The following is a 24,866-nucleotide window of genomic DNA, read 5'->3' on the forward strand; positions in this document are numbered from 1 at the left end:
TCTTCGCAGATGTTCGCAGCTGGGAGTACGACGCCACTAAGGTGTGACGCTGTGAGGACCTGCCCGACGCCCCTGAAGCACCGCTTCGTCCGGCCGACCCTGCCGGAGGCAGCCCTGTGCGCGAGTATCTGCTGACGCTTTGTGTGACCGCCGCCGTTACGTATCTGCTGACGGGCCCGGTGCGGAAGTTCGCGATCGCGGCCGGCGCCATGCCGGAGATCCGTGAGCGGGACGTGCACCGGGAGCCGACACCCAGGCTCGGCGGGATCGCGATGTTCGGCGGGCTGTGCGCGGGTCTGCTGGTCTCCTCCCATCTGTGGAACCTCAGCAGCGTCTTCGAGCTGTCCAACGAGCCGCGGGCGCTGCTCTCCGGAGCGGGCCTGATCTGGCTGCTGGGCGTGCTGGACGACAAGTGGGGCGTGGACGCGCTGATCAAGCTCGGCGCCCAGATGATCGCCGCGGGCGTCATGGTGCTGCAGGGTCTGACGATCCTGTGGCTGCCGGTCCCCGGTGTGGGCACCGTCTCACTCTCGCCGATCCAGTCCACGCTGCTCACCGTCGCGCTGGTCGTGATCACCATCAACGCCGTCAACTTCGTCGACGGCCTCGACGGCCTGGCGTCCGGCATGGTCGCCATCGCCGCCATCGCGTTCTTCATGTACGCCTACCGCATGTGGTACGGCTACGGCGTCGAGGCGGCCGCCCCCGCGACGCTGTTCAGCGCGATCCTCATCGGGATGTGCCTGGGCTTCCTGCCGCACAACCTGCACCCGGCCCGGATCTTCATGGGCGACTCCGGCTCGATGCTGATCGGCCTGGTCCTCGCCTCGTCCGCGATCTCCATCACCGGCCAGGTGGACCCGGACGCCATCACCGACATGACGGGGTCCACCCGGGAGACCGTGCACTTCATGGTGCCGGTCTACATGCCGCTGCTGCTGCCGCTCACCCTGATCGCGATCCCGGCCGCGGACCTGGTGCTGGCCATCGTGCGCCGCACCTGGAACGGGCAGTCGCCGTTCGCCGCCGACCGCGGACATCTGCACCACCGGCTGCTGGAGATCGGCCACTCGCACAGCCGGGCCGTGCTGATCATGTACTTCTGGTCGGCGTTGATCGCGTTCGGCGCGGTCGCCTTCTCGCTCAACTCCTCCAGCCTGTGGATCGTGCTGGTGATCATGGTCCTCAGCGCCGTCGGCCTGGTCGTGCTGCTGCTGCCGCGGTTCCGGCCGCGCGCACCGCGCTGGGCCGAGGCGTTCGTGCCGCCGCGCTACCGCCGCAAGCGCCGGACGACGCAGGCCGCGCAGCTCGCCGCCGAGCAGCTGATCCGCGCCGGCGGAGCGGCCGGCGTGCACGGTTCGACGGCCATCGGCGACCGCTCCCGGCTGCCCGACCGACGCCCGGTCGACAGCCGCAGGTAATCGGCTGTGCGCCTCTACCAGACGCCGAGTTGGACGTCAGCCGGACGACACGCCGACTACTCCTTCCGTGTGACAGGCAGCACACTTACAAGGTAAAGACCGCATCAAATACTTTGTGATACCGTTCACGAAACCCGGGAAACAAGCCGAAAGACCCTAGTGCGACGGTCTTCCGGCGTGAGGCACGTCCTCGGTCCGGGTCTACGCTCGTCTCCGACGACCAGCCGCTTTCCCCCAACTCCCGCCGGAGGAGCTGCCACCATGCAGTCCAACGACGTCCGAACGTTCCTTCACTGCGCTGTCCCCACCGTTGCGGCCGGCGTCATCGCTGTCGCTGTCGGTGGCATGGTCACCGGTGGCAAAGGAGCGATCGGCGGCGCCCTCGGTGCTGTGATCGTCATGATCTTCATGGGTATTGGCTTGTTCGCGCTGCAGCGGACCGCGAGGTCCCTGCCACATCTGTTCCAGGCCATGGGCCTGATGCTCTACACGACTCAGCTGTTGGTGCTCGCGATCATCCTTGCGCTGTTCAAGCACACCACGCTGTTCGACCTGCCGACTTTCGCCTTCTCGGTGCTCGCTGCGTCCCTGGTCTGGATCCTTGCCCAGGCTCGCGCTCATATGAAGGCCAAGATCTTCTACGTGGACCCGGATTCCGCAGGGTCCACGTCGTGAATGGTAGGGGCGCGGTAAAGGCGTCGCCGCTCATTTGCTATCGTCCGGTCTCAACTGCGGCAGAGCTGGCGCGGGCGGCGAGATTGCCTGCTCAGCCTCTCGGCTCGAAGCCGATGCGCCGCCCCCACATCTGCAAGACCAGTCCAGTGCCGTTCCGTGGCTGCACGCCGCGCCGACACATCGAGGTTGCCCTACCCATGTGCCACGCTGAAGGAGCTCGCGGTGAGTGCTGACCAGGTTCTCGCCTTCGAGACCGACTGCCACATCTTCGACTCGAGCCACTGCGGCTTCCCCTCCCCGGGTCTGCACTCCTTCGTCTTCGAACCGATCTTCAGTATCGGCAGCTTCGACTTCAACAAGCCGATGCTGCTTGCTCTGCTGAGCACGGTCGTCGTCGTCGGATTCTTCTGGGCGGCCTTCAACCGGCCGAAGCTGGTCCCGGGCAAGCTGCAGATGATCGGCGAGGCCGGATACGACTTCGTGCGTCGCGGGATCGTCTACGAGTCGCTCGGCAAGAAGCAGGGCGAGAAGTACGTTCCGCTGCTGGTCTCGCTGTTCTTCATGGTCTGGATCATGAACCTGTGGTCGATCGTTCCGGTCGCCCAGTTCCCGGTGACATCGATCATCGCCTTCCCCGCAGGGATGGCAGCGATCGTCTACGTCACCTGGATGACGCTGACCTTCAAGACGCACGGCTTCGTCGGCGGACTGAAGAACATCACCGGCTACGACAAGTCGCTCGGCGCGGTGCTCCCCATGGCCGTCGGCATCGAGTTCTTCTCGAACGTCCTTGTGCGTCCTTTCACGCACACGGTCCGGCTCTTCGCGAACATGTTCGCCGGCCACCTGCTGCTGCTGATGTTCACCATTGCCAGCTGGTACCTGCTCAACGATGTCGGTATCGCCTACGCCGGTGTCTCGTTCGTGATGGTGATCGTGCTGACCGCCTTCGAGCTCTTCATCCAGGCAGTCCAGGCCTACGTCTTCGTCGTCCTGGCCGCCAACTACATCCAGGGCGCGCTCGCCGAGCACCACTGAGCCCATCCCACCCAGACGTCCGGTGGCCAACCCCCACCGGCTTGTGAAAGAGAAGGAAGAAACAGCATGTCCGCTGTGGAGAACCTCGCTGCCGTCTCCGGCTCCCTCGGCTCGATCGGCTACGGCCTCGCGGCCATCGGCCCCGGCATTGGTATCGGCATCATCTTCGGTAACGGCACGCAGGCCCTGGCCCGCCAGCCCGAGGCCGCCGGCCTGATCCGTCAGAACCAGATCCTCGGCTTCGCGTTCTGTGAGGCACTCGCGCTGATCGGCATCGTCATGCCGTTCGTGTTCGGCAAGTAATCAGCCGACGCATCTTCGACGAAAGGCACTGATGTGAACCCCCTGGTTCAGCTCGCTGCGGAGGAGGCGGAAAACCCCCTCATCCCGCCGATCCCCGAGCTCATCATCGGGCTGATCGCCTTCGCCATCGTCTTCATTTTCCTTGCCAAGAAGCTCCTCCCGAACATCAACAAGGTTCTGGACGAGCGCCGCGAGGCCATCGAAGGCGGCATGGAGAAGGCCGAGGCCACCCAGGCCGAGGCGCAGCAGACGCTCGAGCAGTACCGCGAGCAGCTCTCCGAGGCCCGGCACGAAGCCGCGCGACTGCGCCAGGAGGCGCAGGAGCAGGGCGCCGCGCTCATCGCCGAGATGCGCGCGGAAGGCCAGCGGCAGCGCGAGGACATCGTCACGGCCGGCCACGCGCAGATCGCGGCCGACCGCAAGGCCGCCGCGCAGGCGCTGCGCCAGGACGTGGGCAAGCTCGCCACCGACCTGGCCGGCAAGCTCGTCGGCGAGTCCCTCGAGGACACCGCCCGGCAGAGCCGCACCATCGACCGTTTCCTCGACGAGCTCGAGGAGAAGGCCGAGGCCACGCGATGAACGGCGCGAGCCGCGAGGCACTGGCCGCCGGACGCGAGCAGCTCGACGCGCTGACGGACAACACGTCCGTCGACGCGGCGAAGCTCGGGGAAGAGCTGGCCTCCGTCACGGGGCTGCTCGACCGCGAGGGATCGCTGCGGCGTGCCCTGACCGACCCGGCGAAGACCGGCGAGGCCAAGGCAGGACTGGCCGAGCAACTGCTCGGCGGCCAGATCGGCGGAGAGACCCTCGACCTCGTGTCGGGCCTGGTCCGCTCCCGCTGGTCCCGGTCGCGTGACCTGACGGACGCGGTGGAGGAGCTTTCCTACGCCGCGGACCTGGTCGCCGCCCAGCGCGCGGGCGCTCTCGACGACGTCGAGGACGAGCTGTTCCGCTTCGGCCGGATCGTCTCCGGCAGCAGCGAGCTGCGGGCCGCGCTGACCGACAAGGTCGTGGTGACCTCGGCCAAGGCCGAGCTGCTGCGCTCACTGCTCGACGGCCGGGTCAGCCCGGTCACCGAGCGACTGGTCGCCCGGCTTGTCACCCACCCGCGGGGACGTAGCCTGGAAGCAGGGCTCGAAGCCCTGTCCAAGCTGGCAGCCGCCCGCCGTAATCGGATGGTCGCGGTGGTGGTCTCGGCCGTACCGCTGACCGACCAGCAGAAGCAGCGCCTCGGCGCCGCGCTGGCCAAGCTGTACGGCCGGCAGGTGCACCTGAACCTCGACGTGGACCCCACGGTCCTCGGCGGGATCACGGTGCGCGTAGGCGAAGAGGTCATCAACGGCACCATCGCCGACCGTCTCGAAGAGGCGGCCCGGCGGATGGCCGGCTGAGACCAGCCACCAACTCAAGAGCATGACCGCGGCCCGAGTTGGGCCGTAGCGAGGTGCCTGCCGGGGACGACCCCCAGGCACCCGCAGGAAACTTCGGGCCCAACAAGGAGAGCAGGGAACCCAGATGGCGGAGCTCACGATCCGGCCGGAGGAGATCCGGGACGCGCTGGAGACCTTTGTCCAGTCGTACCAGCCGGACGCCGCCTCGCGCGAGGAGGTCGGCACGGTCAGCGAGGCCGGTGACGGCATCGCGAAGGTCGAGGGTCTTCCCTCGGCCATGGCGAACGAACTGCTGAAGTTCGAGGACGGGACCCTCGGTCTCGCGCTGAACCTCGAAGAGCGCGAGATCGGCGCTATCGTCCTCGGCGAGTTCAGCGGTATCGAGGAGGGCCAGCCGGTGCGACGCACCGGAGAGGTCCTGTCCGTCGCAGTCGGCGAGGGTTACCTGGGCCGGGTCGTCGACCCGCTCGGCAACCCGATCGACGGCCTCGGCGAGATCGAGACGGACGCCCGTCGCGCCCTGGAGCTGCAGGCTCCCGGCGTCATGGCGCGTAAGTCGGTGCACGAGCCGATGCAGACCGGCCTCAAGGCCGTCGACGCGATGGTGCCGATCGGCCGCGGTCAGCGTCAGCTGATCATCGGCGACCGCCAGACGGGCAAGACCGCCCTGGCTGTCGACACGATCATCAACCAGCGTGACAACTGGCGTTCCGGCGACCCGAAGAAGCAGGTCCGCTGCATCTACGTCGCCATCGGCCAGAAGGGCTCCACCATCGCGTCCGTGCGCGGTGCGCTGGAGGAGGCGGGCGCTCTCGAGTACACGACGATCGTCGCGGCTCCGGCGTCCGACCCGGCCGGCTTCAAGTACCTCGCCCCGTACACCGGCTCGGCCATCGGCCAGCACTGGATGTACCAGGGCAAGCACGTCCTGATCGTCTTCGACGACCTGTCGAAGCAGGCCGACGCCTACCGCGCCGTCTCCCTGCTGCTCCGCCGCCCGCCGGGCCGCGAGGCGTACCCGGGTGACGTGTTCTACCTGCACTCGCGTCTGCTGGAGCGTTGCGCGAAGCTCTCCGACGAGATGGGCGCCGGTTCGATGACCGGTCTGCCGATCGTCGAGACCAAGGCGAACGACGTGTCGGCGTTCATTCCGACCAACGTCATCTCCATCACCGACGGCCAGTGCTTCCTGGAGTCCGACCTGTTCAACGCGGGCCAGCGCCCGGCGCTGAACGTCGGTATCTCGGTCTCGCGAGTCGGCGGCAGCGCGCAGCACAAGGCCATGAAGCAGGTTTCCGGCCGACTGCGCGTGGACCTCGCCCAGTACCGTGAGCTGGAGGCGTTCGCCGCCTTCGGTTCCGACCTGGACGCGGCGTCGAAGAGCATGCTGGAGCGCGGCAAGCGCATGGTCGAGCTGCTGAAGCAGGGCCAGTACGCGCCGTACCCGGTCGAGGACCAGATCGTCTCCGTCTGGGCCGGCACCACCGGCAAGATGGACGACGTCCCGGTCGAGGACATCCGCCGCTTCGAGCGGGAGCTCCTCGACTACATGGGCCGCGAGCACAAGGGCCTGATGAACAGCATCGTCGAGGGCGGCAAGATGTCCGACGACACGCTGCAGGCGCTTGCCGAGTCCGTTGCCACCTTCAAGCAGCAGTTTGAGACGTCGGACGGCAAGCTCCTGGGTGAGGGCTGAGCATGGGAGCCCAGCTCAGGGTCTACAAGCGTCGCATCAAGTCGGTAACCGCGACCAAGAAGATCACCAAGGCGATGGAGATGATCGCCGCCTCGCGCATCGTCAAGGCGCAGCGTCAGGTGGCGGCATCGGGTCCGTACGCGACCGAGCTCACCCGCGCGGTGACCGCGGTCGCCACGGGCTCCAACACCAAGCACGCCCTGACCACCGAGGTCGAGTCGCCCACCCGGGTCGCGGTTCTGCTCATCACGAGCGACCGCGGCCTGGCCGGCGGGTACTCGTCCAACGCGATCAAGGCTGCGGACCGGCTCACCGAGCGGCTTCGCTCGGAGGGCAAGGAGGTCGACTCGTACCTCGTCGGCCGTAAGGCCGTCGCGTACTACAACTTCCGTGAGCGGAAGGTCGTGGAGTCCTGGACGGGCTTCACCGACCAGCCGTCCTACGGGGACGCCAAGGCGATCGCCGCACCGCTGATCGCGGCGGTGCAGCAGGACACGGCCGAGGGCGGTGTGGACGAGATCCACATCGTGTTCACCGAGTTCGTCTCGATGATGCTGCAGTCGCCGGTGGAGAACCGCCTGCTTCCGCTCAGCCTCGACACGGAGGCGCTGAAGGCGCAGGAGGAGTCGCACGGCAAGGGAGAGATCCTGCCGCTGTACGACTTCGAGCCGTCGGCCGAGGGCGTCCTCGACGCCCTGCTGCCGCGGTACGTCGAGAGCCGGATCTACAACGCACTGCTGCAGGCCGCCGCTTCCGAGCACGCTGCCCGCCGTCGCGCGATGAAGTCGGCGACCGACAACGCCGGAGACCTCGTCAAGAAGCTCTCCCGGCTTGCCAACGCGGCCCGCCAGGCCGAAATCACCCAGGAAATCAGCGAGATCGTCGGTGGCGCGAGCGCCCTCGCCGACGCTAGCGCGGGGAGTGACTAACCACTATGACCACCACTGTTGAAACGGCCACGGCTACTGGCCGCGTCGCTCGGGTCATCGGCCCGGTCGTCGACGTGGAATTCCCCGTCGACGCGATGCCGGAGATCTACAACGCTCTGCACGTCACGGTCGCTGACCCGGCCGAGGACGGCAAGCTGAAGACGCTGACCCTGGAAGTCGCCCAGCACCTGGGTGACGGCCTGGTCCGCACCATCTCGATGCAGCCCACCGACGGTCTGGTCCGCCAGTCCCCGGTGATTAACACGGGCTCGGGCATCACCGTCCCCGTCGGCGACGTCACCAAGGGCAAGGTGTTCAACACCCTCGGTGAGATCCTGAACGTGGACCCGTCCACGGTCGAGATCACGGAGCGCTGGCCGATCCACCGCAAGGCCCCGGCCTTCGACCAGCTCGAGTCCAAGACCGAGATGTTCGAGACCGGCGTCAAGGTCATCGACCTGCTGACCCCGTACGTCAAGGGCGGCAAGATCGGTCTGTTCGGTGGTGCCGGTGTCGGCAAGACCGTGCTGATCCAGGAAATGATCTACCGCGTCGCCAACAACCACGACGGTGTGTCGGTGTTCGCGGGTGTCGGTGAGCGTACCCGTGAGGGCAACGACCTCATCGAGGAGATGACCGAGTCCGGCGTCATCGACAAGACCGCGCTGGTCTTCGGCCAGATGGACGAGCCCCCGGGCACCCGTCTTCGCGTGGCGCTTGCCGGTCTGACCATGGCGGAGTACTTCCGCGATGTTCAGGGCCAGGACGTGCTCTTCTTCATCGACAACATCTTCCGGTACACCCAGGCGGGCTCGGAGGTGTCCACCCTGCTCGGCCGTATGCCGTCCGCGGTGGGTTACCAGCCGAACCTGGCCGACGAGATGGGCATCCTGCAGGAGCGCATCACGTCGACCCGCGGTCACTCGATCACCTCGATGCAGGCGATCTACGTCCCCGCGGACGACCTGACCGACCCGGCCCCGGCGACGACCTTCGCCCACCTGGACGCGACGACCGTTCTGTCGCGTCCGATCTCGGAGAAGGGCATCTACCCGGCGGTCGACCCGCTGGACTCGACGTCCCGGATCCTGGACCCGCGCTACATCGCGCAGGACCACTACGACTGCGCCATGCGCGTCAAGGGAATCCTGCAGAAGTACAAGGACCTCCAGGACATCATCGCGATCCTCGGCATCGACGAGCTGGGTGAAGAAGACAAGCTCACCGTCTTCCGCGCCCGTCGGATCGAGCGCTTCCTGTCGCAGAACACCCACGTGGCGAAGCAGTTCACCGGTGTGGACGGCTCCGACGTGTCGCTCGAGGAGTCGATCACGGCGTTCAACGCCATCGCCGATGGTGATTACGACCACTTCCCCGAGCAGGCGTTCTTCATGTGCGGCGGTATCGAGGACCTGGTGCGCAACGCCAAGGAGCTCGGCGTCAGCTGAGTCCGGCGGCACGACGCGCGGGGGGTGGACGGTGCGTACGACAGCACCTTTCACCCCCTGCGCACCCGCGGGAGCGGGTCCTTGGCGGTAACGCCGGGGAAACCTCCACTATTCTTTGACCCAACACCCGCCGGAAGCGGTGGGTGCCGAACCGAGGAGCCGTCTTGGCTGAGCTGCACGTCGAGCTGGTCGCAGCGGACCGCAGTGTCTGGTCCGGCGAAGCCACCATGGTCATCGCGCGCACGCCGTCCGGTGACATCGGCGTCATGCCGGGACACCAGCCGCTGCTGGGTGTGCTGCTGTCCGGTCCCGTGACGATCCGTACGAGCGACGGTGGCACCGTGGTCGCCGCCGTACACGGTGGATTCCTCTCCTTCGCCGACAACAAGCTCTCGGTGCTCGCCGAGATCGCGGAGCTCGCCGACGAGATCGATGTCGCGCGTGCCGAGCGGGCTCTGGAGCGTTCCAAGGCCGACACCGACGCAGCCGCCGAAAGGCGCGCCGAGGTCCGGCTGGCCGCCGTTTCGAGCGGTCACTGAGCGGATATACCTGGATGCCGCGGACAGCCCATGGGGCGGTCCGCGGCTCCGGCACAGTAAGGGCAGTAGCCATTCCTAGGCGAGGAGGTCGGTGGGCGTGATCCTCGCTTTTCAGGTGTGTGGCGGGATTGTGGCAGCGGCGCTGCTGGGACTGTTCGTCTTCGGGCTCCGCCGGCGGCTGATCCAGCGCCCCGGCGGCACCTTCGACTGCAGTCTGCGACCGGCCCCGGCCGACGGGGAAGAGGTCGAGTCCACCGGCAAGGGCTGGGTCTACGGTGTGGCCCGGTACAGCGGTGACCGGATCGAGTGGTTCCGGGTCTTCTCGTACTCGCCGCGGCCGCGGCGCGTGCTGGACCGTCCCGCGATCGAGGTGCTCAGCCGTCGGCCCCCGCAGGGCCAGGAGGAGCTGGCACTGCTCTCCGACGCCACCGTGCTGCTGTGCGCGCACCGCGGCACCCGGCTGCAGCTGGCGATGAGCGAGGACGCCCTGACGGGCTTCCTGGCCTGGCTGGAGGCCGCACCTCCCGGCCAGCGAGTCAATGTGGCTTAAATAGAGGGGCCTCGCTGTATGGGGGCACCCCCGGACGGAGTCTGGGGGAGGGTCAATGTGGCTTAGTGCTTTTGCCCTCGAGCGCCGGGCGGGCTGAATGATCAGCCCGCCCGGCGCTTGAGGGTTTTTCTGTGTGTCCCCGGCCGGGGACGACGGGCGGCGTGTCGGGCCCCGGCCGGGGGGCTTCTACTTGAGCCCGCTGTCCACGGACGTCATGAGGGTTCCGGTGTCACCGGACATCTCCCAGATCATCGCGCCGAGCAGGTTCTTGGACTTGATCCAGGCGCTCTTCTTGCCGATCGACCAGGTGTCGTCGAAACTCCACCACTGGCCGTTGGCGCCGGTGTAGCCGTACGTCGCCACGGACTGTTCGTCGTGGTAGACGGTGAGGCCGCCGACCGAGGCGATCAGGTTGCTGTAGCCGCGGGTGCCGGACTCCTCGGGGAACTGGCCGGGCGCGGCCCCGTTGGCCGCCTGCCATTCACCGTGCACGCCACCGTCGGTGACCTGCTGCCAGCCGCGCCCGTAGAAGGCGAGGCCGATGGTGAGCTGGCGCGGGCTGACGCCGGCGCCGAGGTACTTGTTGACGGCGCCCTCGACGCTGAAGTGCGTGGTGTACGGGTCCTGGGTGTCGGGATAGAGGTTGGCCTGGTGGCCGGTGCGGAGCGGTTCCCAGCTGTTGTCGCTGCCGGAGCCGTGGAAGTCGTACCCCTGGACGTTGGCGAAGTCCATCGACTTGAAGATGCCGTTGGCGCTGATGTCCCAGCCGAGGTCGACCTTGGCCGGGTCGGCCGGGGTGAACGCGGTGAGCAGGTACTTCTTCCCGGTGGTCGTGGTGAGCGCGTTCATCTGGGTGCGGAACTCGGCCAGCAGAGCGGTGAGGTTGGCCTTGTCCGCGGTGGAGTAGTGGTTGCCGGGGTGCCCGTCGGGCGAGCCCGGCCACTCCCAGTCGATGTCCACGCCGTCGAAGACACCGGCCGCGGAGCCGGGGCCGCCGCGTCCGTTGCTGACGGGCAGATTGCCCTTGAGGTACATGTCGATGCAGGACTGCACGAACTTCTGCCGCGAGGCCGCGGTCCTGGCGGCGTCCGAGAAGTACTTGCTGTAGGTCCAGCCGCCGATCGAGATGTTGACCTTGAGGTTCGGGTACTTGGCCTTGAGCTGCTTGATCTGGTTGAAGTTGCCGGCCAGCGGCTGGTCCCAGGTGTCGGTGCTGCCGTTGACGGACTCGCCGGCGCTGAAGCCCTTCTCGTAGTCCGCCCAGGAGTCACCGGCGCCGTCCCCCTGGTTGGGGTCCTCCGGGTTGCTGGTGGTGGCCTTGGTGACGCCGTTCATGCAGGTCAGGTTGGTCGGGTCGATGTTGGAGAAGGCGTAGTTGATGTGCGTGAGCTTCGCCGCCGCGCCCGTGCTGACCAGGGACTTCACGGTGTAGCCGCGGCCGTAGATGCCCCACTGCACGAAGTAGCCGACCTTGGCGTACGTGCTGCCGGGGTCGCCGCCGCCTCCGCCGGTGGTGTGCACGATGGTCGCGTTGCCGGCCGGGCCGGTCTGGTCGATGGTGTCGCGGGCCTTGACGGTGTAGATGTAGTCGGTGCCCGCGGTCAGACCGGTGTTGGTGTAGGTGAGGCCGGTGACGGTCGCCACGGTGGTGCCGTCGCGGATGACGTCGTAGTTCTTGACGCCCTTGTCGTCGGTCGCCGCCGTCCAGGACAGGGTGGCGGAGGTGTTGGTGATGCCGCTGGCCGTGGGGGCGCCAGGGGCGGAGGGCGGGTTGTCGCCCGGCACCGTACCGCCGTCACAGGAACCGCCGTTGACCTTGCAGCCGCTCGGGCTGCCGGAGCCCGCGCCGTTGAAGCCGAAGCTCGCGCTGGCGCCGGGGGCGAGGGTGCCGTTCCAGCCCACGTTCTTGGCGGTCCAGTGGTTGGCGGTGTGGGTGACGGTCGCGTCCCAGAAGGAGGTGACCGAGGTGCCGGTCGGGTAGTCCCATTCGACGGTCCAGGAGGTGATCGTCGTCGTGCCGGTGTTCTTGATGGTCCAGCCGGCACCGAATCCGGTGCCCCAGTCGGACGATTTGGCGTAGGTCGCGGTGGCGGCCGCGGCCGCGCTCGCCTGGGTGGCCAGGCCCACGATCGCGGCCAGCGGGAGCAGCAGCGCGGTGGCGACCGCCGCTGATCTGCGCCGGATGAGCTGTGCGGTTCCTGTTCTCAAGGGTGCTCCTCGAGGTTGGGGGGAAGGGGGGAACCTGCGCCGCCCGGAGAGCACGCCCGACAGTCATTCCGACGGTGTTTCATCGCGTGATTGTCATGGTCCGCTCACCATCTGTTGTGTGAGTGAGCGTAGAAAGGTCTGGACCATAGGTCAAGAGGTCTGGACCATACCCAACTCCTGTGCCAGTACCGCCGCTTGGACCCGGCTGCGCATCTCCAGCTTCGCCAGGATCCGGCTGACGTGCGTCTTCGTCGTCGCCTCGGCCATCTCCAGCCGCACCGCGATCTCGGCGTTCGACTGCCCGCTGCCGAGACACGCCAGCACCTCGCGCTCACGGGGGGTCAGAACGTCCAGAACGGCGGGGTCGACGGACCGCTTCGCCGGTTGCCCGGCGAACGCTCCGATGAGTCGCCGGGTGACCGCCGGGGCGATCATCCCATCGCCGCGCGCCACCAGCCGCACCCCCTCCAGCAGCCGCTCCGCGTCGGTGTCCTTGAGCAGGAAGCCGGCGGCGCCCGCGCGCAGCGCTCCGAAGACGTACTCGTCCAGGTCGAAGGTGGTCAGCACCAGGACGTCCGCGAGCTGCTCGGCGACCACCCGCCGAGTGGCCTCGACGCCGTCGAGACGTGGCATCTGGATGTCCATCAGCACCACGTCAGGGCGCAGTTCACGGGCCAGCAGCACCGCTTCCTCGCCGTCGGCGGCTTCGCCGACCACCTCGATGTCGGGGGCGGAGCGCAGGATCATCACCAGCCCGGCGCGCACGGCACTCTGGTCCTCGGCGACCACCACACGGATCATCCTGCTCGTCCCCCGCCGTCGAAGGGCAGGACCGCCCGCACCCGCCACACCTTGCCGTCACTGTCCGCGGCCTGCTCCAGGCCCGCCTCGAAGGAGCCGCCGAGCAGCTCCGCCCGCTCCCGCATACCGATCAGACCCGAACCGGAACCGGGCGCGCGCGGACCGTCCCGGTCGCCGAACGGGCTGCTGACGGTGGCGGTGAGGGCCCGTTCGTCCTGCTCCAGCACGACCAGGACCTCGCCGGGCGCCGCGTGCTTGAGCGCGTTGGTCAGCGACTCCTGCACGATCCGGTACGCCGCCAGCTCGACGGGGGTCGACAGCGGGGGAGCGTCGTGCGGGCGGTCGTCCCGCAGGGCGAACGTCTGCCCGCTCTCGGCGCCGCCCACGCGGGCGTGTTCCAGCAGCGCGTCCAGCGCCTTCAGCGTGGGCGCGGCGGCCGGCGCCGCGTCCCCCTCGGTGTCCCGGAGCAGCCCGATCAGCCGGCGCATCTCGGAGAGTCCCTGGACGCTGTTCTCCCGGATCACCCCGAGCGCGTCACGCGCCGGGCCCTCGCGCTTGTCGATCGACAGCGCGGCCGTGGAGTGGATGGCGATCGCGGAGAGGTGGTTGGCGACCATGTCGTGCAGCTCCCGCGCCATCCGGGCGCGCTCCGCCGTCACCGCCTGCTGCCGGTCCAGCTCGGCCAGCAGCGTCGTCTGCTCGGCCCGCAGCGTCGCCGCGTCCGCGGTGTCGCGGTGCTGGCGGACGATGATCCCGCTCCAGGCCGGGGCCACCGAGATCAGCGCGCAGATCAGGCCGCCGGAGAGCGCCTGCGCGTTGCGCTGGGTCAGCGCGAGGGTGATGGTGATCGCCGTCGTGATGACGATGCTCACGGCGGGCACCGACCGCGTCATGCGCTTCGGGCCGTACAGCACGGCCGCGTAGACGACGTCGGTGAACATCAGCACCGTGACCAGCAGCGAACCGATGATTATGTCGGCGGTCAGGGCGACGACGCCGGTGATGATCGCCACCAGCGGGGCGACCCGGCGCAGCAGTTCGCAGCCGGCCATGAGCGCCAGCGGCAGCAACGTCCCCCAGGCCGGGACCTGCGGCGCCCGGCCCGAATGCGTGTAGAGGCCGAACGACCACATCACCAGCCCGCCGAGCAGCCCGGCGGCGGCGATCCGCACATCGACCGGGTGCGGGCGGGGGAGGGCGAGCGGCATGCCTCCATCACAGCATGCCGCGGGGGGTCCGGGCGTCGTCCGCCGGTCGTAGACCGGTACATCGAAGGATGCAGACGCGGATCGTCAGGCGCGACGACGTAACCGGGCGGGACGCCCGCGAGGCTGGAGGAAATCGAGGGAAAGGTGTCAGGTAATGATCATCACCGTGATCGTCGCGTGCGAGATCGGCTTCTGGCTGGTGCTGGCGGCCGGGCTCGTCCTGCGCTATCCGCTGCGGCGGCCGAAGGCCGGTGCGGTGGTCCTGGCCTGCGTGCCGCTGGTGGACGTGGTGCTGCTCGCCGCCACCGTCCTCGACCTGCGCGCGGGCGCCACCGCCGACTGGAAGCACGGGCTGGCCGCCGCCTACATCGGCTTCTCGATCGCCTACGGCCACTCCATGGTGACGTGGGCCGACGGCCACTTCGCCCACCGCTTCGCCGGCGGACCGAAGCCGGCCGGGGCGCCCAAGTACGGCAGGGCGCGCGCTGTCCACGAGTGGCGGATCCTCGCCCGCACGGCGCTCGCGGCGGTCATCGCCGTGGTGCTGTTGCAGGCGGCCGTCCGGGCGGTCGGCGACGCGGACCGGACGGCCGCGCTGACGCAGTGGCAGCTGCGGATGGCGATGATCACCGGCATCAACCTGGTCATCGCCGCCAGCTACACGATCTGGCCGAAGCGCGAGCGCGCCGCGATCCGCGGGTGAGCTCTCACCCTTCGGCACTCTCCGCCCGTGACCAGATGCCGGCCGCCGTTTCCCGCTCCCGGTCCGCGAACGGACCGTGGTCCCTCTCGTAGGCGGCGCGGTGGCGCGAGGTCATGCGGTCGCGCAGTCGGGCCTCTTCCGCGGCGCTGGGCACCGTGTGCCCGTAGGTTGCAGGAGCTTGGTCGGGGTCTGCCTCATCGCCGCCGCCTCCCACGGCGGTCAGCGCTCGCCGCCTGGCACCCACAGCACGTCGCCGTGCTCCTTGTTGGCCGTCCGCGCCAGGATGAACAGCAGGTCCGACAGCCGGTTGAGGTACGTCGCGGTGAGCGGGTTCATGATCTCGCCGTACTGCTCCAGCGCCACCCACGTCGAGCGCTCCGCGCGCCGGACCACCGTGCAGGCGGCGTGCAGCAGGGCCGCCCCCGCCGTCCCGCCGGGCAGGATGAAGCTGCGGAGCTTCTCCAGCTCCTCCAGGAAGCGGTCGCAGTCGCCCTCCAGCTTGTCGATGTACGACTGCTCGACGCGCAGCGGCGGGTACTTCGGGTCCTCGGCCACCGGCGTGGCGAGGTCCGCACCGACATCGAAGAGATCGTTCTGCACTCGGGTGAGGACCGCGGAGACCTCCGCCGGCAGTGAGCCCAGCGCGATGGCCACCCCGATGGCGGCGTTCGCCTCGTTGGTGTCCGCGTAGGCCGAGATCCGTACATCGGTCTTGGCGGTGCGGCTCATGTCACCGAGGGCGGTCGTGCCGGTGTCCCCGGTGCGGGTGTAGATGCGCGTCAGATTGACCATACGGCCGAGCGTAGTCACGCACCGGCTCTGGTGAAGACCCGTGTGCCCACCGTCACGGACACCACCGCGAACGCGACGGCGACCAGCGCGCCCACGCCGACCGTGCCCGTCCAGTAGTCGCCGACGAAGGCGGCCCTGACGGCGTCCACGAGATAGCGGAACGGCACGAAGTGCGAGACGACGTTCAGCCACTGGGGAGCCAGCGACATCGGGAGCAGCAGGCCGGAGAGCAGCATCGCGGGCATGTTGACGGCGTTGATGACCGGGGCGAACTCCTGCGGGGTGTTGACGCGCATCGCGAAGGCGTACGACAGCGAGGCCAGCGAGATCGTCAGCAGCCCGGTGAACAGGAAGCCGACGACCGCGCCCAGGACCGGGGTGCGCAGCCCCAGCGCCACCGCGGCCAGCACCAGGACCAGCGACTGGACGAGCAGCAGGAGCACGTCCTTCAGAGTGCGCCCCAGCAGCAGCGCGAGCCGGCTGACCGGTGTGACCCGCATCCGCTCGACGATCCCGTTCTGCTTCTCGATCAGGATGGCGAATCCGCAGAACGCGGCGCTGAACAGGCCGAGTTGGATCATCAGGCCGGGTACGAGGGTCTGCCAGGCGTCGCCCTTGCCGCCGAGCGGCAGGTCCCGCAGCAGGGGCCCGAAGAAGAACAGATAGAGCAGCGGCATGAGCAGACCGAAGACCAGCCCGAGACGGGAGCGCACGGTCTGCCGGAGATAGCGGTTGAAGATCAGCGCGGTGTCGGACAGCAGATGGGAGAGCCGGGCGGTGGGGCTGGTCGTGGGGGCGGGGGCGGTGACGGTGGTGGACGACATGGCGGGGCTCCGGATCAGACGGCGACGGGCGTGGTGTCCTGGGGCGCGCTGCGCCCGGTGATGGCGAGGAACGCGTCCTGCAGCGTCGCGCCGGGCGAGCCGGCGTACTCGGCCTTGAGGGCCCGCGGGGTGCCCTCGGCGACGATCCGTCCGTGGTCGACGACCACCAGCCGGTCGGCGAGCGCGTCCGCCTCGTCGAGGTAGTGGGTGGTGAGGAAGACCGTCGTGCCGTGCTCGGCGCGGATGGTGCGCACCAGGTCCCACAGGTCGGCCCGGCTGCCCGGGTCGAGTCCGGTGGTCGGCTCGTCGAGGAAGAGGATCTGCGGCCGGTGGGTGAGTCCCATGGCGATGTCCAGCCGGCGGCGCTGACCGCCGGACAGGGCGGCGCACTTGCGGTCGAGCAGCCCGTCGAGGCCGAGTTGGCCGGCGAGCTCCGTGGCGCGGGCGGTGGCCTCGTCCTTGGCCAGCCGGTACATCCGGCCCTGGGTGACGAGCTCCTCGCGGACCGAGATCGCCGGGTCGACGCCGCCGGCCTGGGCGACGTAGCCGATCCGCTCACGCACCCCCGAGGGGTCGCGGGCGAGATCGCGGCCGGCGACCGTGGCGCTGCCGCCGGTGGGGGCGAGGAGCGTGGTGAGCATCCGCAGGGGGTGACGATCGCCGAGATCGCCGACGCGGCCGATGTGTCGGTCAACACCGTCTACAACTACTTCCCCGACAAGGCGGACCTGTTCTTCGACCGGCACGACGCGGTCGTGGAGCGGCTCTCCGGCATCGTGCGCGGCCGGCGGCCCGGCGAGTCCGCGGCCGGAGCCGTCGTCCGCGCGCTGCGCGACGAGCTGGTCATGGTCTCGCCCTCGCTCGGCCTGATCCCCGGTTACGCCGGCTTCATGCGGATCTGCCACTCCTCGCCCACGCTGATGGCCAAGGTCTGGCGGATGCAGAACCTCGCGCAGGACGACCTGACCCGCACCCTGGAGCGGGAAACCGGCGCGGACCGGGGCGATCTGATGCCCGAACTGGTAGCCGGTCAGATCGCCTGGCTGCAGAACACGGTGATGCGCGGCATCGGCCGCGCGATGGCCGACGGCGGCGAGCCCAACGAGGTCTCGCGGGCGGTTCTGGTCAAACTGGACGCCATGGAAGCCCTGCTGAGCGACGAGATCCTCAACTATGCGACGAAAGACACAGAGTGACCCGCCTCTCTTCCTACTGCGCCGGGGTGTGAGCGGGCGTTAAGGTCCGGCCAGAATCCCCGAACGTAAAGGTGTGTGTCGTGGCGAAGAAGCTCGCCGTCATCGGAGCCGGTCTCATGGGCTCCGGCATCGCCCAGGTATCGGCGGCAGCCGGTTACGACGTGGTGCTGCGTGACGTCACGGACGAGGCGCTCGCCCGCGGTCTGAGCGGTATCCAGGCCTCGTACGGGAAGTTCGTCGCCAAGGGGAAGATGACCGCCGAGGACGCCGAGGCGGCGCTCGCCCGGATCACCGCCACCACCGAGCTGGAAGCCGTCGCCGACGCCGACATCGTCGTCGAGGCGGTGTTCGAGAAGATCGAGGTCAAGCAGGAGATCTTCCGGGCGCTCGACAAGATCGCCCGGCAGGACGCCATCCTCGCCTCCAACACCTCCGCCATCCCGATCACCAAGATCGCGGCGGTCACGGAGCGCCCGGAGCGCGTCGTCGGCACCCATTTCTTCTCGCCGGTACCGCTGATGCAGCTGTGCGAACTCGTGCGCGGCTACAAGACCAGTGACGAGACGCTGGCCGCCGCCAAGGCCTTCGCCGAGGAGATCGGCAAGACCTGCATCGTCGTCAACCGCGATGTGGCGGGCTTCGTCACCACCCGGCTGATCTCGGCGCTCGTCGTCGAGGCGGCCAAGCTCTACGAGTCCGGGGTCGCGTCGGCCGAGGACATCGACATCGCCTGCAAGCTCGGCTTCGGCCACGCGATGGGTCCGCTGACCACCGCGGACATGACCGGCGTCGACATCCTGCTGCACGCCACCGGCAACATCTACGCCGAGTCGCAGGACGAGAAGTTCGCCGCACCGGAGATCATGCGCCGCATGGTCGACGCCGGCGATCTGGGCCGGAAGAGCGGACAGGGCTTCTACACGTACTAACCCTTTTCACTCCCAGGAGTGAATTCGGTATCGGTTCGCTCACAGACGGCAACGTTTATATGCGACGAACCGTCAGTTGTGGTGAGCCATCGCGGAACCCATCACACCATCACTCCAACGGGAGCGATTTATGCATATCCAGGGCGACCATGCCGAGCTGGTCGTCGGAGGCCGTCTCGACGTCCGCAGCGCGGCGGACGCCCGTACCGTCCTGCACACCGCCGTGGACTCCGGTTGCGGCGATCTTGTGCTGGACCTGACAGCATTGGATTCGTGGGACGCCGCGGGGCTGGGCGTGATCATGGGAGCGCACCGAAGGGCGGGCCGGGTCAACCGACGGCTCGTGCTGCGGGGCGTTCCGCCACAGATGCAGCGGCTGCTCGTAGCCACACGACTGCACCGAATCCTGGCGATCGAGGCTGAAAGGTGATGTAAGGGGAGCGCAACGCCCCTGCCCTTCGGCAATACTGTCCGGGGCTTTAGAGTTCGGTTTCCGGCCTGCCACTCGGTGGGTCGAGGAGGGGAACCGGACCGGTCCGGCTAAGCGGACTACGGTGGTCCGACACGACCCCGTACGCGACGCATATGGGGGGCGGAAACAATGGACCCACACTCCGGTCGACCAGACGATCTCGCGGTACCAGAGCCCGAGACGGGTGCCGCCGACGAGACCATGGCGCTGGCGCGCATACCGCGCCCGCCGCGCGAGCCTGCCCCCGTCTTCGGCGGGGAGACCCTGTGGCCCGAAGGGGACCCGGGTCGCCCCGGTCCCGCCCGGGTCGTCCAGGTGGTCGCCGGCGACTTCCTGCTCACCGTCAACCCGGTGGACGGCAGCGAGGTCGCGCAGTGCCCGCCGGAGGAGCGGCGCGCTCCCGCGCGCCGCACCCCGCAGGACCGGCTGCGGCAGGCGAAGGACCGCCGCCCGCAGCTGCCCCCGGGCCCGCGTGCGCCCGAGCTGCCGCTGCTGGAGCGCGAAGAGGAACGGGAGCGGCTCGTCCGGTTGCTCGCCCGCGGCCGCTCCGTGCGGGTCACCGGCCCCTCCGGCGCCGGCCGCAGTTCGCTGCTGGACGTCGTCGCCGACGCCTGCGCCGACCTCGCGCCCGACGGGATACTGCGGCTGTCCGGCTACCGCCGCACCTCCGCCGACCTGCTGCAGGACCTCTTCTCCCTCGTCTACGAGGTCGACGGGTACCGCCCCGACCGCCCGCGGCTCCTGGAGCTGCTGAGCGACGTCGGCGCGATCGTCGTCCTGGACGACCTGGAATTCGGCGGCGCCGCGCTCGAAGAGCTGCTGAACGCCGTGCCGGAGTGCGCCTTCCTGATCACCGCGACCCCGGACGTCGCCGCCCCCGCGTCCGACTCGCTGATCGAAGAGGTCTTCCTGCCCGGCCTCACCCGCGTCGCGTGCCTGGCTCTGCTGGAGCACGTCGTGGAGCGCCCGCTCGACGAGGAGGAGGCCGCCTGGGCGGCAGACCTGTGGTTCGAGTCCGAGGGTCTGCCGCTGCGTTTCTTCCAGGCCGGTGCGCTGCTGCGGCAGCGCGACGTCCTGCGCAACCCGATCGAGGCCGAGCAGGAGTGGGACGACTCGGTCTGGACCTCGGGCTCAGGGCCCGAGGCCGACGGCCCGTTCGACGCCGAGCCCGCCGGTCGTATACCGCTGCCGTCGCTCGCCGAGAGCGCCGCGCCCGCCGAACTGCTCGCGTCCCGGCTGAGCGAGGCGGCCCAGCAGGCGCTGGACTTCGCCGTCGCGCTCGACGGCGAATGCCCGCACCCTTCGCACCTGCCCGCGCTCGTGGGCGACACCCACGGTGACGCCGCGCTCGGCGAGATAGCCGCCTGCGGCCTCGCCGTCCCCGTCGCCTCGCACTACCGGCTCGCCGCCGGGGTGCGTCAGCAGCTGTCCGTAGGACTCTCCACGGAGGCGGAGGACACCGCCCTCGCCCTCGCCGCGGCCCAGCACTACGCCTGGTGGGCGGGCCACCCCTCGGTCGCCCCCGAGCGGGCCGCCACCGAGGCCGAGGCGATCCTCGCCGCGATGGCCGCCTGCCGCGACGCCGGACACCCCAGCAACGCCGTCCTCCTCGCCCGCACCGCGGCCCCCGCGTTCGCCGGCGCGCTGCACTGGAGCGCCTGGGAGCGGGCACTGCGGATCGGGCAGGAATCGGCCCGGCTGGCCGGGGAAGTGGCCGAAGAGGCGTACTTCCATCACGAGTTGGGCGTCCTCGCGCTCTGCACCGGCAGCCTCGACCGGGCCCGGGCCGAGCTGGAGGCCTCCATAGCCCTGCGCGGGGCGCTCGCCGACCGCCAGGGCACCCTGGTGGGCCGCAGGACCCTTGCGCTCGTCAACGACCGTTCCAGCGGCTCCGTGGCGCTCACGCTGCCGGGCGCCGGCCTGGAGATACCCGGCGCCGGCCCGGACTCGCACCTCACGGCGTCCGCCGCGCCCGGCCGCGATTCCTACGAACCGCCCGTCACGGTCATCAGCAAGCGGCTCGCCGCGGGCGGCCCGCCGGCCCGCAGGACCGCACGGACCGTCTTCGGAAACTCCCGCCGCAACCTCCTCGCCGCGGGCGCGGGCGCCGCACTGGCGGCGATCATCGGCACGGTCGTCACGCTCGGCACCTCGGCGGGCAGCAGCGAGAACCGCAACGTGCCGAACAACGTGAAGCCGGTCGAGTCCGCCCAACCGGACGACCAGAACGCGGGCCTCCCCGCCGACCAGCAGACCTCCGACGGCACCACGTCGACGAAACCGGGCACCCCGACCACGGGCACCGCCCCGACGACCCCGGGCGGAGCGCCCGCTACGTCGGGCAAGCCGGGTACGGGCAAGCCGGGTACGGGCAAGCCGAGCACCCCGGGGTCGGGCGGCACCAGCGGATCGTCCTCCAGCGGGACGGGCGGTACCTCCGGCGCTGCCGGCGGGGCCGCAGGGGGAGGCACGTCGACAGGTGCGACCGGCGGCACCTCGTCCGGCACTTCGACCGGGACCAGCACGGGAACGAGCACCGGCACCTCGACCGGAACGTCGACCGGGACCAGCACGGGAACGAGCACCGGCACCTCGACCGGCACGTCGACCGGGACCACCACAGGTACGACCGGTGATCCCACCGGCGGCACCTCCACCGGGACCACCACGGGTACGACGGGTGACCCCACCGGCGGCACGTCGACCGGGACCACCACAGGTACGACCGGTGACCCCACCGGCGGCACCTCCACCGGCACTGGCGGCTAGGACGTAACGCGAAGGCCCCGGCCCCCGGACGTTCGCCCGGGTCGGGGCCCAGCGCGCCTAGCGTGATCCGCTCGTGAGCGGAACGGCCTGCGATCAGAACAGGCGGAGTTTGTCGTCCTCGATGCCGCGCATCGCGTCGTAGTCCAGGACGACGCAGCCGATGCCGCGGTCGGTGGCCAGGACGCGGGCCTGGGGCTTGATTTCCTGGGCGGCGAAGACCCCCTTCACCGGGGCGAGGTGCGGGTCGCGGTTCAGGAGTTCGAGGTAGCGGGTGAGCTGCTCGACGCCGTCGATGTCACCGCGCCGCTTGAGCTCGACCGCGACCGTGACGCCTTCGGCGTCCCGGCAGAGGATGTCGACCGGGCCGATCGCCGTCATGTACTCGCGCCGGATCAGGGTCCAGCCCGCACCCAGTACTTCCATGCGATCCGCGAGCAGCTCCTGGAGGTGGGCCTCGACGCCGTCCTTGATGAGACCGGGGTCGATCCCGAGCTCGTGCGAGGAGTCGTGGAGGACCTCCTCGATGGTGATGATCAGCTGCTCACCGGCCTTGTTCACCACCGTCCAGACACCGTCGTCGCCCACCTTGAGGGTGCACGGCGGGGACATCCAGTTGAGCGGCTTGTAGGCGCGGTCATCGGCGTGGATGGAGACCGAACCGTCAGCCTTCACGAGGAGCAGACGGGTCGCCGACGGAAGGTGGGCGGAGAGCTTGCCCGCGTAGTCCACGGAGCAGCGGGCAATGACGAGGCGCATGGTGGGCAACGCTACTCGACGCCCCGCCCCGTGCGCGATTCGCCCTCAAGAGGAGGGTCCGGGCGACTGTTGAAAATTGGCCGGTTGTGGGCGCTACCTCCTGGTGCGCCAGGACCGTGCCGCCTACCGTTGTATGTGGAAGCCGTCGTGCGGGAGAAGCTCGGCCGGTTTCCGGTCCATGTCCGTCTGGCCCCGCACATCGCGGGGTCACGAGAGGAGTACCCATGTCGCTCGACGTCTCACCGGCCCTCCTCGAACAGGCCGAGCGAGGCGAGGTCGACGAGAAGGAATTCGTCGACTGCGTCCGGACCTCCCTGCCGTACGCATGGGAGATGATCAGTTCACTGGTGGCGCAACTCAAGGTTGACGGTGGTTCCTTCGCCGACAACCAGGTGCCGCCGCCGGACGAACAGGCGCGCGGTCAACTGCTGCGCGCGCTGGCGAGTGACGCGATACGCGGTGCCCTGCAGCGCCATTTCGGGGTCCGACTCGCGTTCCAGAACTGCCACCGGGTAGCGGTTTTCCCGCTCGACCCGGCCGTTGACGGGAGTTACGGGAAGTTTACATCCGTTCGCTCCCAACTGCTCAACCAGTCACCGGAGTTCAGGGACTGCTGATCCTCGTGTGACAGCGGTTCACGTGCTCCCGCCTCCGGTTCAGGCCAATTGCGGGAGCACGTCGCTGCCCAGTCGCATGACGTTCTCCTCGGTGACAGCCAGATCTCCCGAACCCTCCACCAGCAGTGCGAAGCGGGTGATCCCGGTCCGCTCGGAGGTGGCCGCCAGCCGGTCGGCGCAGAGCTGGGCCGTACCCACCGGGTGGAGATCGCAGAGCAACTCCGTGTAGCTGAGCGGGTTCCGCATCGCGCGGGCGCTGCCGTCCACGGTCTGATGGGCCGCCAGCCCGCGTTGCAGCCAGCCGGGCATCGCCTTGACCAGCGCCTCGACCGCGTCCTCACGGCTGTCGGCGATCTGGACGACGCCCGCCGACACATGTTCGGCGCCGGCCGCCGCGACGACCTCGGGGGAGAGCCCCGCGGCCCGCGCCGTGAGCTGCCAGAGCTCGACCATCCCGGCCTTCTCCTCGTCGCCGCAGTGCATCCCGAGCAGCATCGGCAGACCGCGTTCCGCGGCCAGCCGGACGGAGTTGGGGGAGGTGCAGGCGACCACCACCGGGGGTCCCGGCTCGTCGAGCTCGTCGGGGCGCGGGACGACGGGCACCTCGCGGAACGCGTAGCGCGGCCCGTCCGCCCCGACCCGGGGCTCGCGCAGCCAGCGCATCAGCAGGTCGAGTGATTCCGGGAAGCCGTGCTCGAAGGCCTCGATGCCGGCGCCGAAGACCTCCAGGTCCACCCAGGGGCCGCCGCGCCCGACACCGAGGGTGAAACGGCCGCCGGAGGCTATGTGCAGCAGTGCCGCCTGCTCGCCGAGCGCCACCGGATGGGCGGTCGGCAACACGCTGACCGCCGTGCCGACCCCGATGGTGCTGGTGCGACCCAGCAGAAACGCAGCGAGCGTCACCGCGGACGGGCAGACTCCGTACGGAACGAAATGGTGCTCGGCCAGCCATACGGCGTCCAGCCCCGCGGACTCGGCCAGCTCGGCCGACCGTACGGCCCGGTGCAGCACCTCACCCTGGCCCTGGCCGGGGAACTGAGCCGCGAGAACAAAAGTCCCAACACGCATTGGTCACTCCCTCCTCTACAGGCACTAACGCTTGACACGTGCCAAAGGCACGGCCTACCGCAGCGATTTCATGATTTTCGGCAGTGGATGTCGGACAGGGCCGGGTGGGAGCGGGATCGGAGGTACGTCCGCCTCATGACCCGCCGCGTACTCTGGGACGAGCTGCCCCGATCCGACCGAACCGCGAGGTGTCCCATGTCGCCGCGTCGAAACCACCCGCGCGGTGGTGACAGCCCCGCCGACCGTCCCGGGGAGTCGGGTTCGGGCCGCGGCCCCGAGCGTACCGAGACCTGGCAGGGCGAGGAGTGGTCGGTTCGGCCGATCGCCGGAAGTGCCGCGGGCAAGAGCTACCGGTGCCCGGGCTGCGACCAGGAGATTCCGCCCGCCGTCGGCCACTTGGTGGCCTGGCCGGAGTACGGCGGGGGCGTCGACGACCGCCGGCACTGGCACCGGGCGTGCTGGAACGCGAAAGACCGCCGCACCACGAGGGTGCAGCGGTCCCGTAACGCACCGCGCTACTGAAAAAAGCGCTG

Annotated in this window: 26 protein-coding genes; 18 read left to right on the top strand and 8 right to left on the bottom strand. The window is 69.3% G+C overall.

Annotated features, from left to right (window positions below; genetic code table 11):
* The first annotated feature begins 116 nt into the window (after positions 1-116).
* From C6N31_RS14830 to C6N31_RS14880, 11 genes are all read left to right on the top strand, one after another.
* Entirely contained in the window at positions 117-1,421 is a 1,305-nt protein-coding gene (locus C6N31_RS14830; RefSeq protein ID WP_138355968.1) for an MraY family glycosyltransferase, read from the top strand.
* Positions 1,422-1,682: 261 nt separating this feature from the next.
* A complete protein-coding gene (locus C6N31_RS14835; protein WP_138355967.1) occupies positions 1,683-2,096 on the top strand; it encodes a Cg1360 family ATP-synthase-associated protein in 414 nt (137 codons plus the stop codon).
* A gap of 207 nt (positions 2,097-2,303) precedes the next feature.
* Positions 2,304-3,134, top strand: coding sequence for a F0F1 ATP synthase subunit A (gene atpB, locus C6N31_RS14840; protein WP_138355995.1), 831 nt, complete (start codon positions 2,304-2,306; stop codon positions 3,132-3,134).
* Positions 3,135-3,200: 66 nt separating this feature from the next.
* Complete coding sequence (gene atpE / locus C6N31_RS14845; RefSeq protein ID WP_138355966.1) at positions 3,201-3,437, top strand: ATP synthase F0 subunit C; 237 nt, start codon at positions 3,201-3,203, stop codon at positions 3,435-3,437.
* 33 nt (positions 3,438-3,470) lie between these two features.
* On the top strand, positions 3,471-4,016 hold the full coding sequence (locus C6N31_RS14850) for a F0F1 ATP synthase subunit B (RefSeq protein ID WP_138355965.1): 546 nt from the start codon (positions 3,471-3,473) through the stop codon (positions 4,014-4,016).
* Complete coding sequence (locus tag C6N31_RS14855; RefSeq protein WP_138355964.1) at positions 4,013-4,828, top strand: F0F1 ATP synthase subunit delta; 816 nt, start codon at positions 4,013-4,015, stop codon at positions 4,826-4,828. Before C6N31_RS14850 ends, C6N31_RS14855 begins: the two co-directional genes overlap by 4 nt.
* 124 nt (positions 4,829-4,952) lie before the next feature.
* Positions 4,953-6,524 (top strand): F0F1 ATP synthase subunit alpha, encoded by a 1,572-nt coding sequence (gene atpA, locus C6N31_RS14860; RefSeq protein ID WP_138355963.1) that lies wholly within the window; start codon positions 4,953-4,955, stop codon positions 6,522-6,524.
* 2 nt (positions 6,525-6,526) lie between these two features.
* Positions 6,527-7,453: a F0F1 ATP synthase subunit gamma gene (locus C6N31_RS14865; protein ID WP_138355962.1), complete on the top strand. Its 927-nt coding sequence runs from the start codon at positions 6,527-6,529 to the stop codon at positions 7,451-7,453.
* 5 nt (positions 7,454-7,458) lie between these two features.
* Positions 7,459-8,901, top strand: a complete 1,443-nt coding sequence (gene atpD / locus C6N31_RS14870; RefSeq protein WP_138355961.1) for a F0F1 ATP synthase subunit beta — start codon at positions 7,459-7,461, stop codon at positions 8,899-8,901.
* A 164-nt stretch (positions 8,902-9,065) separates the two neighbouring features.
* Positions 9,066-9,440, top strand: a complete 375-nt coding sequence (locus C6N31_RS14875; RefSeq protein WP_187145018.1) for a F0F1 ATP synthase subunit epsilon — start codon at positions 9,066-9,068, stop codon at positions 9,438-9,440.
* Between the two features lie 97 nt (positions 9,441-9,537).
* Positions 9,538-9,990: a DUF2550 domain-containing protein gene (locus tag C6N31_RS14880; RefSeq protein WP_138355959.1), complete on the top strand. Its 453-nt coding sequence runs from the start codon at positions 9,538-9,540 to the stop codon at positions 9,988-9,990.
* A 186-nt stretch (positions 9,991-10,176) separates the two neighbouring features.
* Here the strand turns inward: C6N31_RS14880 and C6N31_RS14885 are convergent, their stop codons facing one another.
* From C6N31_RS14885 to C6N31_RS14895, 3 genes are all read right to left on the bottom strand, one after another.
* Positions 10,177-12,198 (bottom strand): glycoside hydrolase family 18 chitinase, encoded by a 2,022-nt coding sequence (locus C6N31_RS14885; RefSeq protein WP_198357674.1) that lies wholly within the window; start codon positions 12,196-12,198, stop codon positions 10,177-10,179.
* Between the two features lie 150 nt (positions 12,199-12,348).
* Positions 12,349-12,999, bottom strand: coding sequence for a response regulator (locus tag C6N31_RS14890; RefSeq protein ID WP_198357675.1), 651 nt, complete (start codon positions 12,997-12,999; stop codon positions 12,349-12,351).
* Positions 12,996-14,207: a sensor histidine kinase gene (locus C6N31_RS14895; protein ID WP_198357676.1), complete on the bottom strand. Its 1,212-nt coding sequence runs from the start codon at positions 14,205-14,207 to the stop codon at positions 12,996-12,998. Before C6N31_RS14895 ends, C6N31_RS14890 begins: the two co-directional genes overlap by 4 nt.
* Positions 14,208-14,361: 154 nt before the next feature.
* Between C6N31_RS14895 and C6N31_RS14900 the strand changes: the two genes are divergently transcribed.
* Positions 14,362-14,910, top strand: coding sequence for a hypothetical protein (locus tag C6N31_RS14900; RefSeq protein ID WP_164293371.1), 549 nt, complete (start codon positions 14,362-14,364; stop codon positions 14,908-14,910).
* Between the two features lie 219 nt (positions 14,911-15,129).
* Here C6N31_RS14900 and C6N31_RS14905 read toward each other — a convergent pair whose 3' ends face one another.
* From C6N31_RS14905 to C6N31_RS14915, 3 genes are read right to left on the bottom strand one after another with little or no spacing between them, the layout of a single operon-like run.
* Positions 15,130-15,702 (bottom strand): cob(I)yrinic acid a,c-diamide adenosyltransferase, encoded by a 573-nt coding sequence (locus C6N31_RS14905; RefSeq protein WP_138355954.1) that lies wholly within the window; start codon positions 15,700-15,702, stop codon positions 15,130-15,132.
* 14 nt (positions 15,703-15,716) lie between these two features.
* Positions 15,717-16,526 (bottom strand): ABC transporter permease, encoded by an 810-nt coding sequence (locus C6N31_RS14910; RefSeq protein ID WP_138355953.1) that lies wholly within the window; start codon positions 16,524-16,526, stop codon positions 15,717-15,719.
* A 14-nt stretch (positions 16,527-16,540) separates the two neighbouring features.
* Positions 16,541-17,272 carry an ABC transporter ATP-binding protein gene (locus C6N31_RS14915; RefSeq protein WP_381586219.1) on the bottom strand — a complete coding sequence of 244 codons (732 nt, stop codon included), beginning with the start codon at positions 17,270-17,272 and terminating at the stop codon, positions 16,541-16,543.
* On the opposite strand from C6N31_RS14915, the gene C6N31_RS14920 reads away from it, so the two are divergent.
* The 4 genes from C6N31_RS14920 to C6N31_RS14935 all read left to right on the top strand — a co-directional run bounded on the left by C6N31_RS14920 (position 17,177) and on the right by C6N31_RS14935 (position 21,892).
* Positions 17,177-17,722 carry a TetR/AcrR family transcriptional regulator gene (locus tag C6N31_RS14920; RefSeq protein ID WP_244809423.1) on the top strand — a complete coding sequence of 182 codons (546 nt, stop codon included), beginning with the start codon at positions 17,177-17,179 and terminating at the stop codon, positions 17,720-17,722. The two genes, C6N31_RS14915 and C6N31_RS14920, sit on opposite strands and share 96 nt — an antisense overlap.
* 80 nt (positions 17,723-17,802) lie before the next feature.
* On the top strand, positions 17,803-18,651 hold the full coding sequence (locus C6N31_RS14925; protein WP_138355951.1) for a 3-hydroxyacyl-CoA dehydrogenase family protein: 849 nt from the start codon (positions 17,803-17,805) through the stop codon (positions 18,649-18,651).
* Positions 18,652-18,781: 130 nt separating this feature from the next.
* Positions 18,782-19,081, top strand: a complete 300-nt coding sequence (locus C6N31_RS14930) for an STAS domain-containing protein (RefSeq protein ID WP_138355950.1) — start codon at positions 18,782-18,784, stop codon at positions 19,079-19,081.
* 243 nt (positions 19,082-19,324) lie between these two features.
* Entirely contained in the window at positions 19,325-21,892 is a 2,568-nt protein-coding gene (locus tag C6N31_RS14935; RefSeq protein WP_198357677.1) for an ATP-binding protein, read from the top strand.
* Between the two features lie 93 nt (positions 21,893-21,985).
* Here the strand turns inward: C6N31_RS14935 and nucS are convergent, their stop codons facing one another.
* Positions 21,986-22,648, bottom strand: coding sequence for an endonuclease NucS (nucS, locus tag C6N31_RS14940; protein WP_198357678.1), 663 nt, complete (start codon positions 22,646-22,648; stop codon positions 21,986-21,988).
* Between the two features lie 224 nt (positions 22,649-22,872).
* On the opposite strand from nucS, the gene C6N31_RS14945 reads away from it, so the two are divergent.
* Positions 22,873-23,265, top strand: a complete 393-nt coding sequence (locus C6N31_RS14945) for an SCO5389 family protein (protein ID WP_138357354.1) — start codon at positions 22,873-22,875, stop codon at positions 23,263-23,265.
* Positions 23,266-23,304: 39 nt separating this feature from the next.
* On the opposite strand, the gene C6N31_RS14950 is transcribed toward C6N31_RS14945, so the two are convergent.
* Positions 23,305-24,333, bottom strand: coding sequence for an LLM class flavin-dependent oxidoreductase (locus C6N31_RS14950; RefSeq protein ID WP_138357355.1), 1,029 nt, complete (start codon positions 24,331-24,333; stop codon positions 23,305-23,307).
* Between the two features lie 195 nt (positions 24,334-24,528).
* Here C6N31_RS14950 and C6N31_RS14955 point away from each other — a divergent pair, with 195 nt between their 5' ends.
* The gene (locus C6N31_RS14955) at positions 24,529-24,855 is read left to right on the top strand and encodes an Rv1322 family protein (protein WP_138357356.1); all 327 of its coding nucleotides are present in this window, start codon (positions 24,529-24,531) and stop codon (positions 24,853-24,855) included.
* The last annotated feature ends 11 nt before the right edge of the window (positions 24,856-24,866 follow it).

It is taken from the genome of Streptomyces fildesensis, assembly GCF_016107395.1.
Lineage (GTDB): Bacteria > Actinomycetota > Actinomycetes > Streptomycetales > Streptomycetaceae > Actinacidiphila > Actinacidiphila fildesensis.

What these genes read in the sequence shown, in the direction of transcription:
- C6N31_RS14930 (WP_138355950.1), top strand. Translation starts at nt 18,782, where the DNA reads ATGCATATCCAGGGCGACCATGCCGAGCTGGTCGTCGGAGGCCGTCTC.
- C6N31_RS14865 (WP_138355962.1), top strand. Translation starts at nt 6,527, where the DNA reads ATGGGAGCCCAGCTCAGGGTCTACAAGCGTCGCATCAAGTCGGTAACC.
- C6N31_RS14855 (WP_138355964.1), top strand. Translation starts at nt 4,013, where the DNA reads ATGAACGGCGCGAGCCGCGAGGCACTGGCCGCCGGACGCGAGCAGCTC.
- C6N31_RS14900 (WP_164293371.1), top strand. Translation starts at nt 14,362, where the DNA reads ATGATCATCACCGTGATCGTCGCGTGCGAGATCGGCTTCTGGCTGGTG.
- C6N31_RS14835 (WP_138355967.1), top strand. Translation starts at nt 1,683, where the DNA reads ATGCAGTCCAACGACGTCCGAACGTTCCTTCACTGCGCTGTCCCCACC.
- C6N31_RS14950 (WP_138357355.1), bottom strand. Translation starts at nt 24,333, where the DNA reads ATGCGTGTTGGGACTTTTGTTCTCGCGGCTCAGTTCCCCGGCCAGGGC.
- C6N31_RS14945 (WP_138357354.1), top strand. Translation starts at nt 22,873, where the DNA reads ATGTCGCTCGACGTCTCACCGGCCCTCCTCGAACAGGCCGAGCGAGGC.
- atpE (WP_138355966.1), top strand. Translation starts at nt 3,201, where the DNA reads ATGTCCGCTGTGGAGAACCTCGCTGCCGTCTCCGGCTCCCTCGGCTCG.
- atpD (WP_138355961.1), top strand. Translation starts at nt 7,459, where the DNA reads ATGACCACCACTGTTGAAACGGCCACGGCTACTGGCCGCGTCGCTCGG.
- C6N31_RS14955 (WP_138357356.1), top strand. Translation starts at nt 24,529, where the DNA reads ATGTCGCCGCGTCGAAACCACCCGCGCGGTGGTGACAGCCCCGCCGAC.
- C6N31_RS14905 (WP_138355954.1), bottom strand. Translation starts at nt 15,702, where the DNA reads ATGGTCAATCTGACGCGCATCTACACCCGCACCGGGGACACCGGCACG.
- C6N31_RS14890 (WP_198357675.1), bottom strand. Translation starts at nt 12,999, where the DNA reads ATGATCCGTGTGGTGGTCGCCGAGGACCAGAGTGCCGTGCGCGCCGGG.
- atpA (WP_138355963.1), top strand. Translation starts at nt 4,953, where the DNA reads ATGGCGGAGCTCACGATCCGGCCGGAGGAGATCCGGGACGCGCTGGAG.
- nucS (WP_198357678.1), bottom strand. Translation starts at nt 22,648, where the DNA reads ATGCGCCTCGTCATTGCCCGCTGCTCCGTGGACTACGCGGGCAAGCTC.
- C6N31_RS14895 (WP_198357676.1), bottom strand. Translation starts at nt 14,207, where the DNA reads ATGCCGCTCGCCCTCCCCCGCCCGCACCCGGTCGATGTGCGGATCGCC.
- C6N31_RS14935 (WP_198357677.1), top strand. Translation starts at nt 19,325, where the DNA reads ATGGCGCTGGCGCGCATACCGCGCCCGCCGCGCGAGCCTGCCCCCGTC.
- C6N31_RS14910 (WP_138355953.1), bottom strand. Translation starts at nt 16,526, where the DNA reads ATGTCGTCCACCACCGTCACCGCCCCCGCCCCCACGACCAGCCCCACC.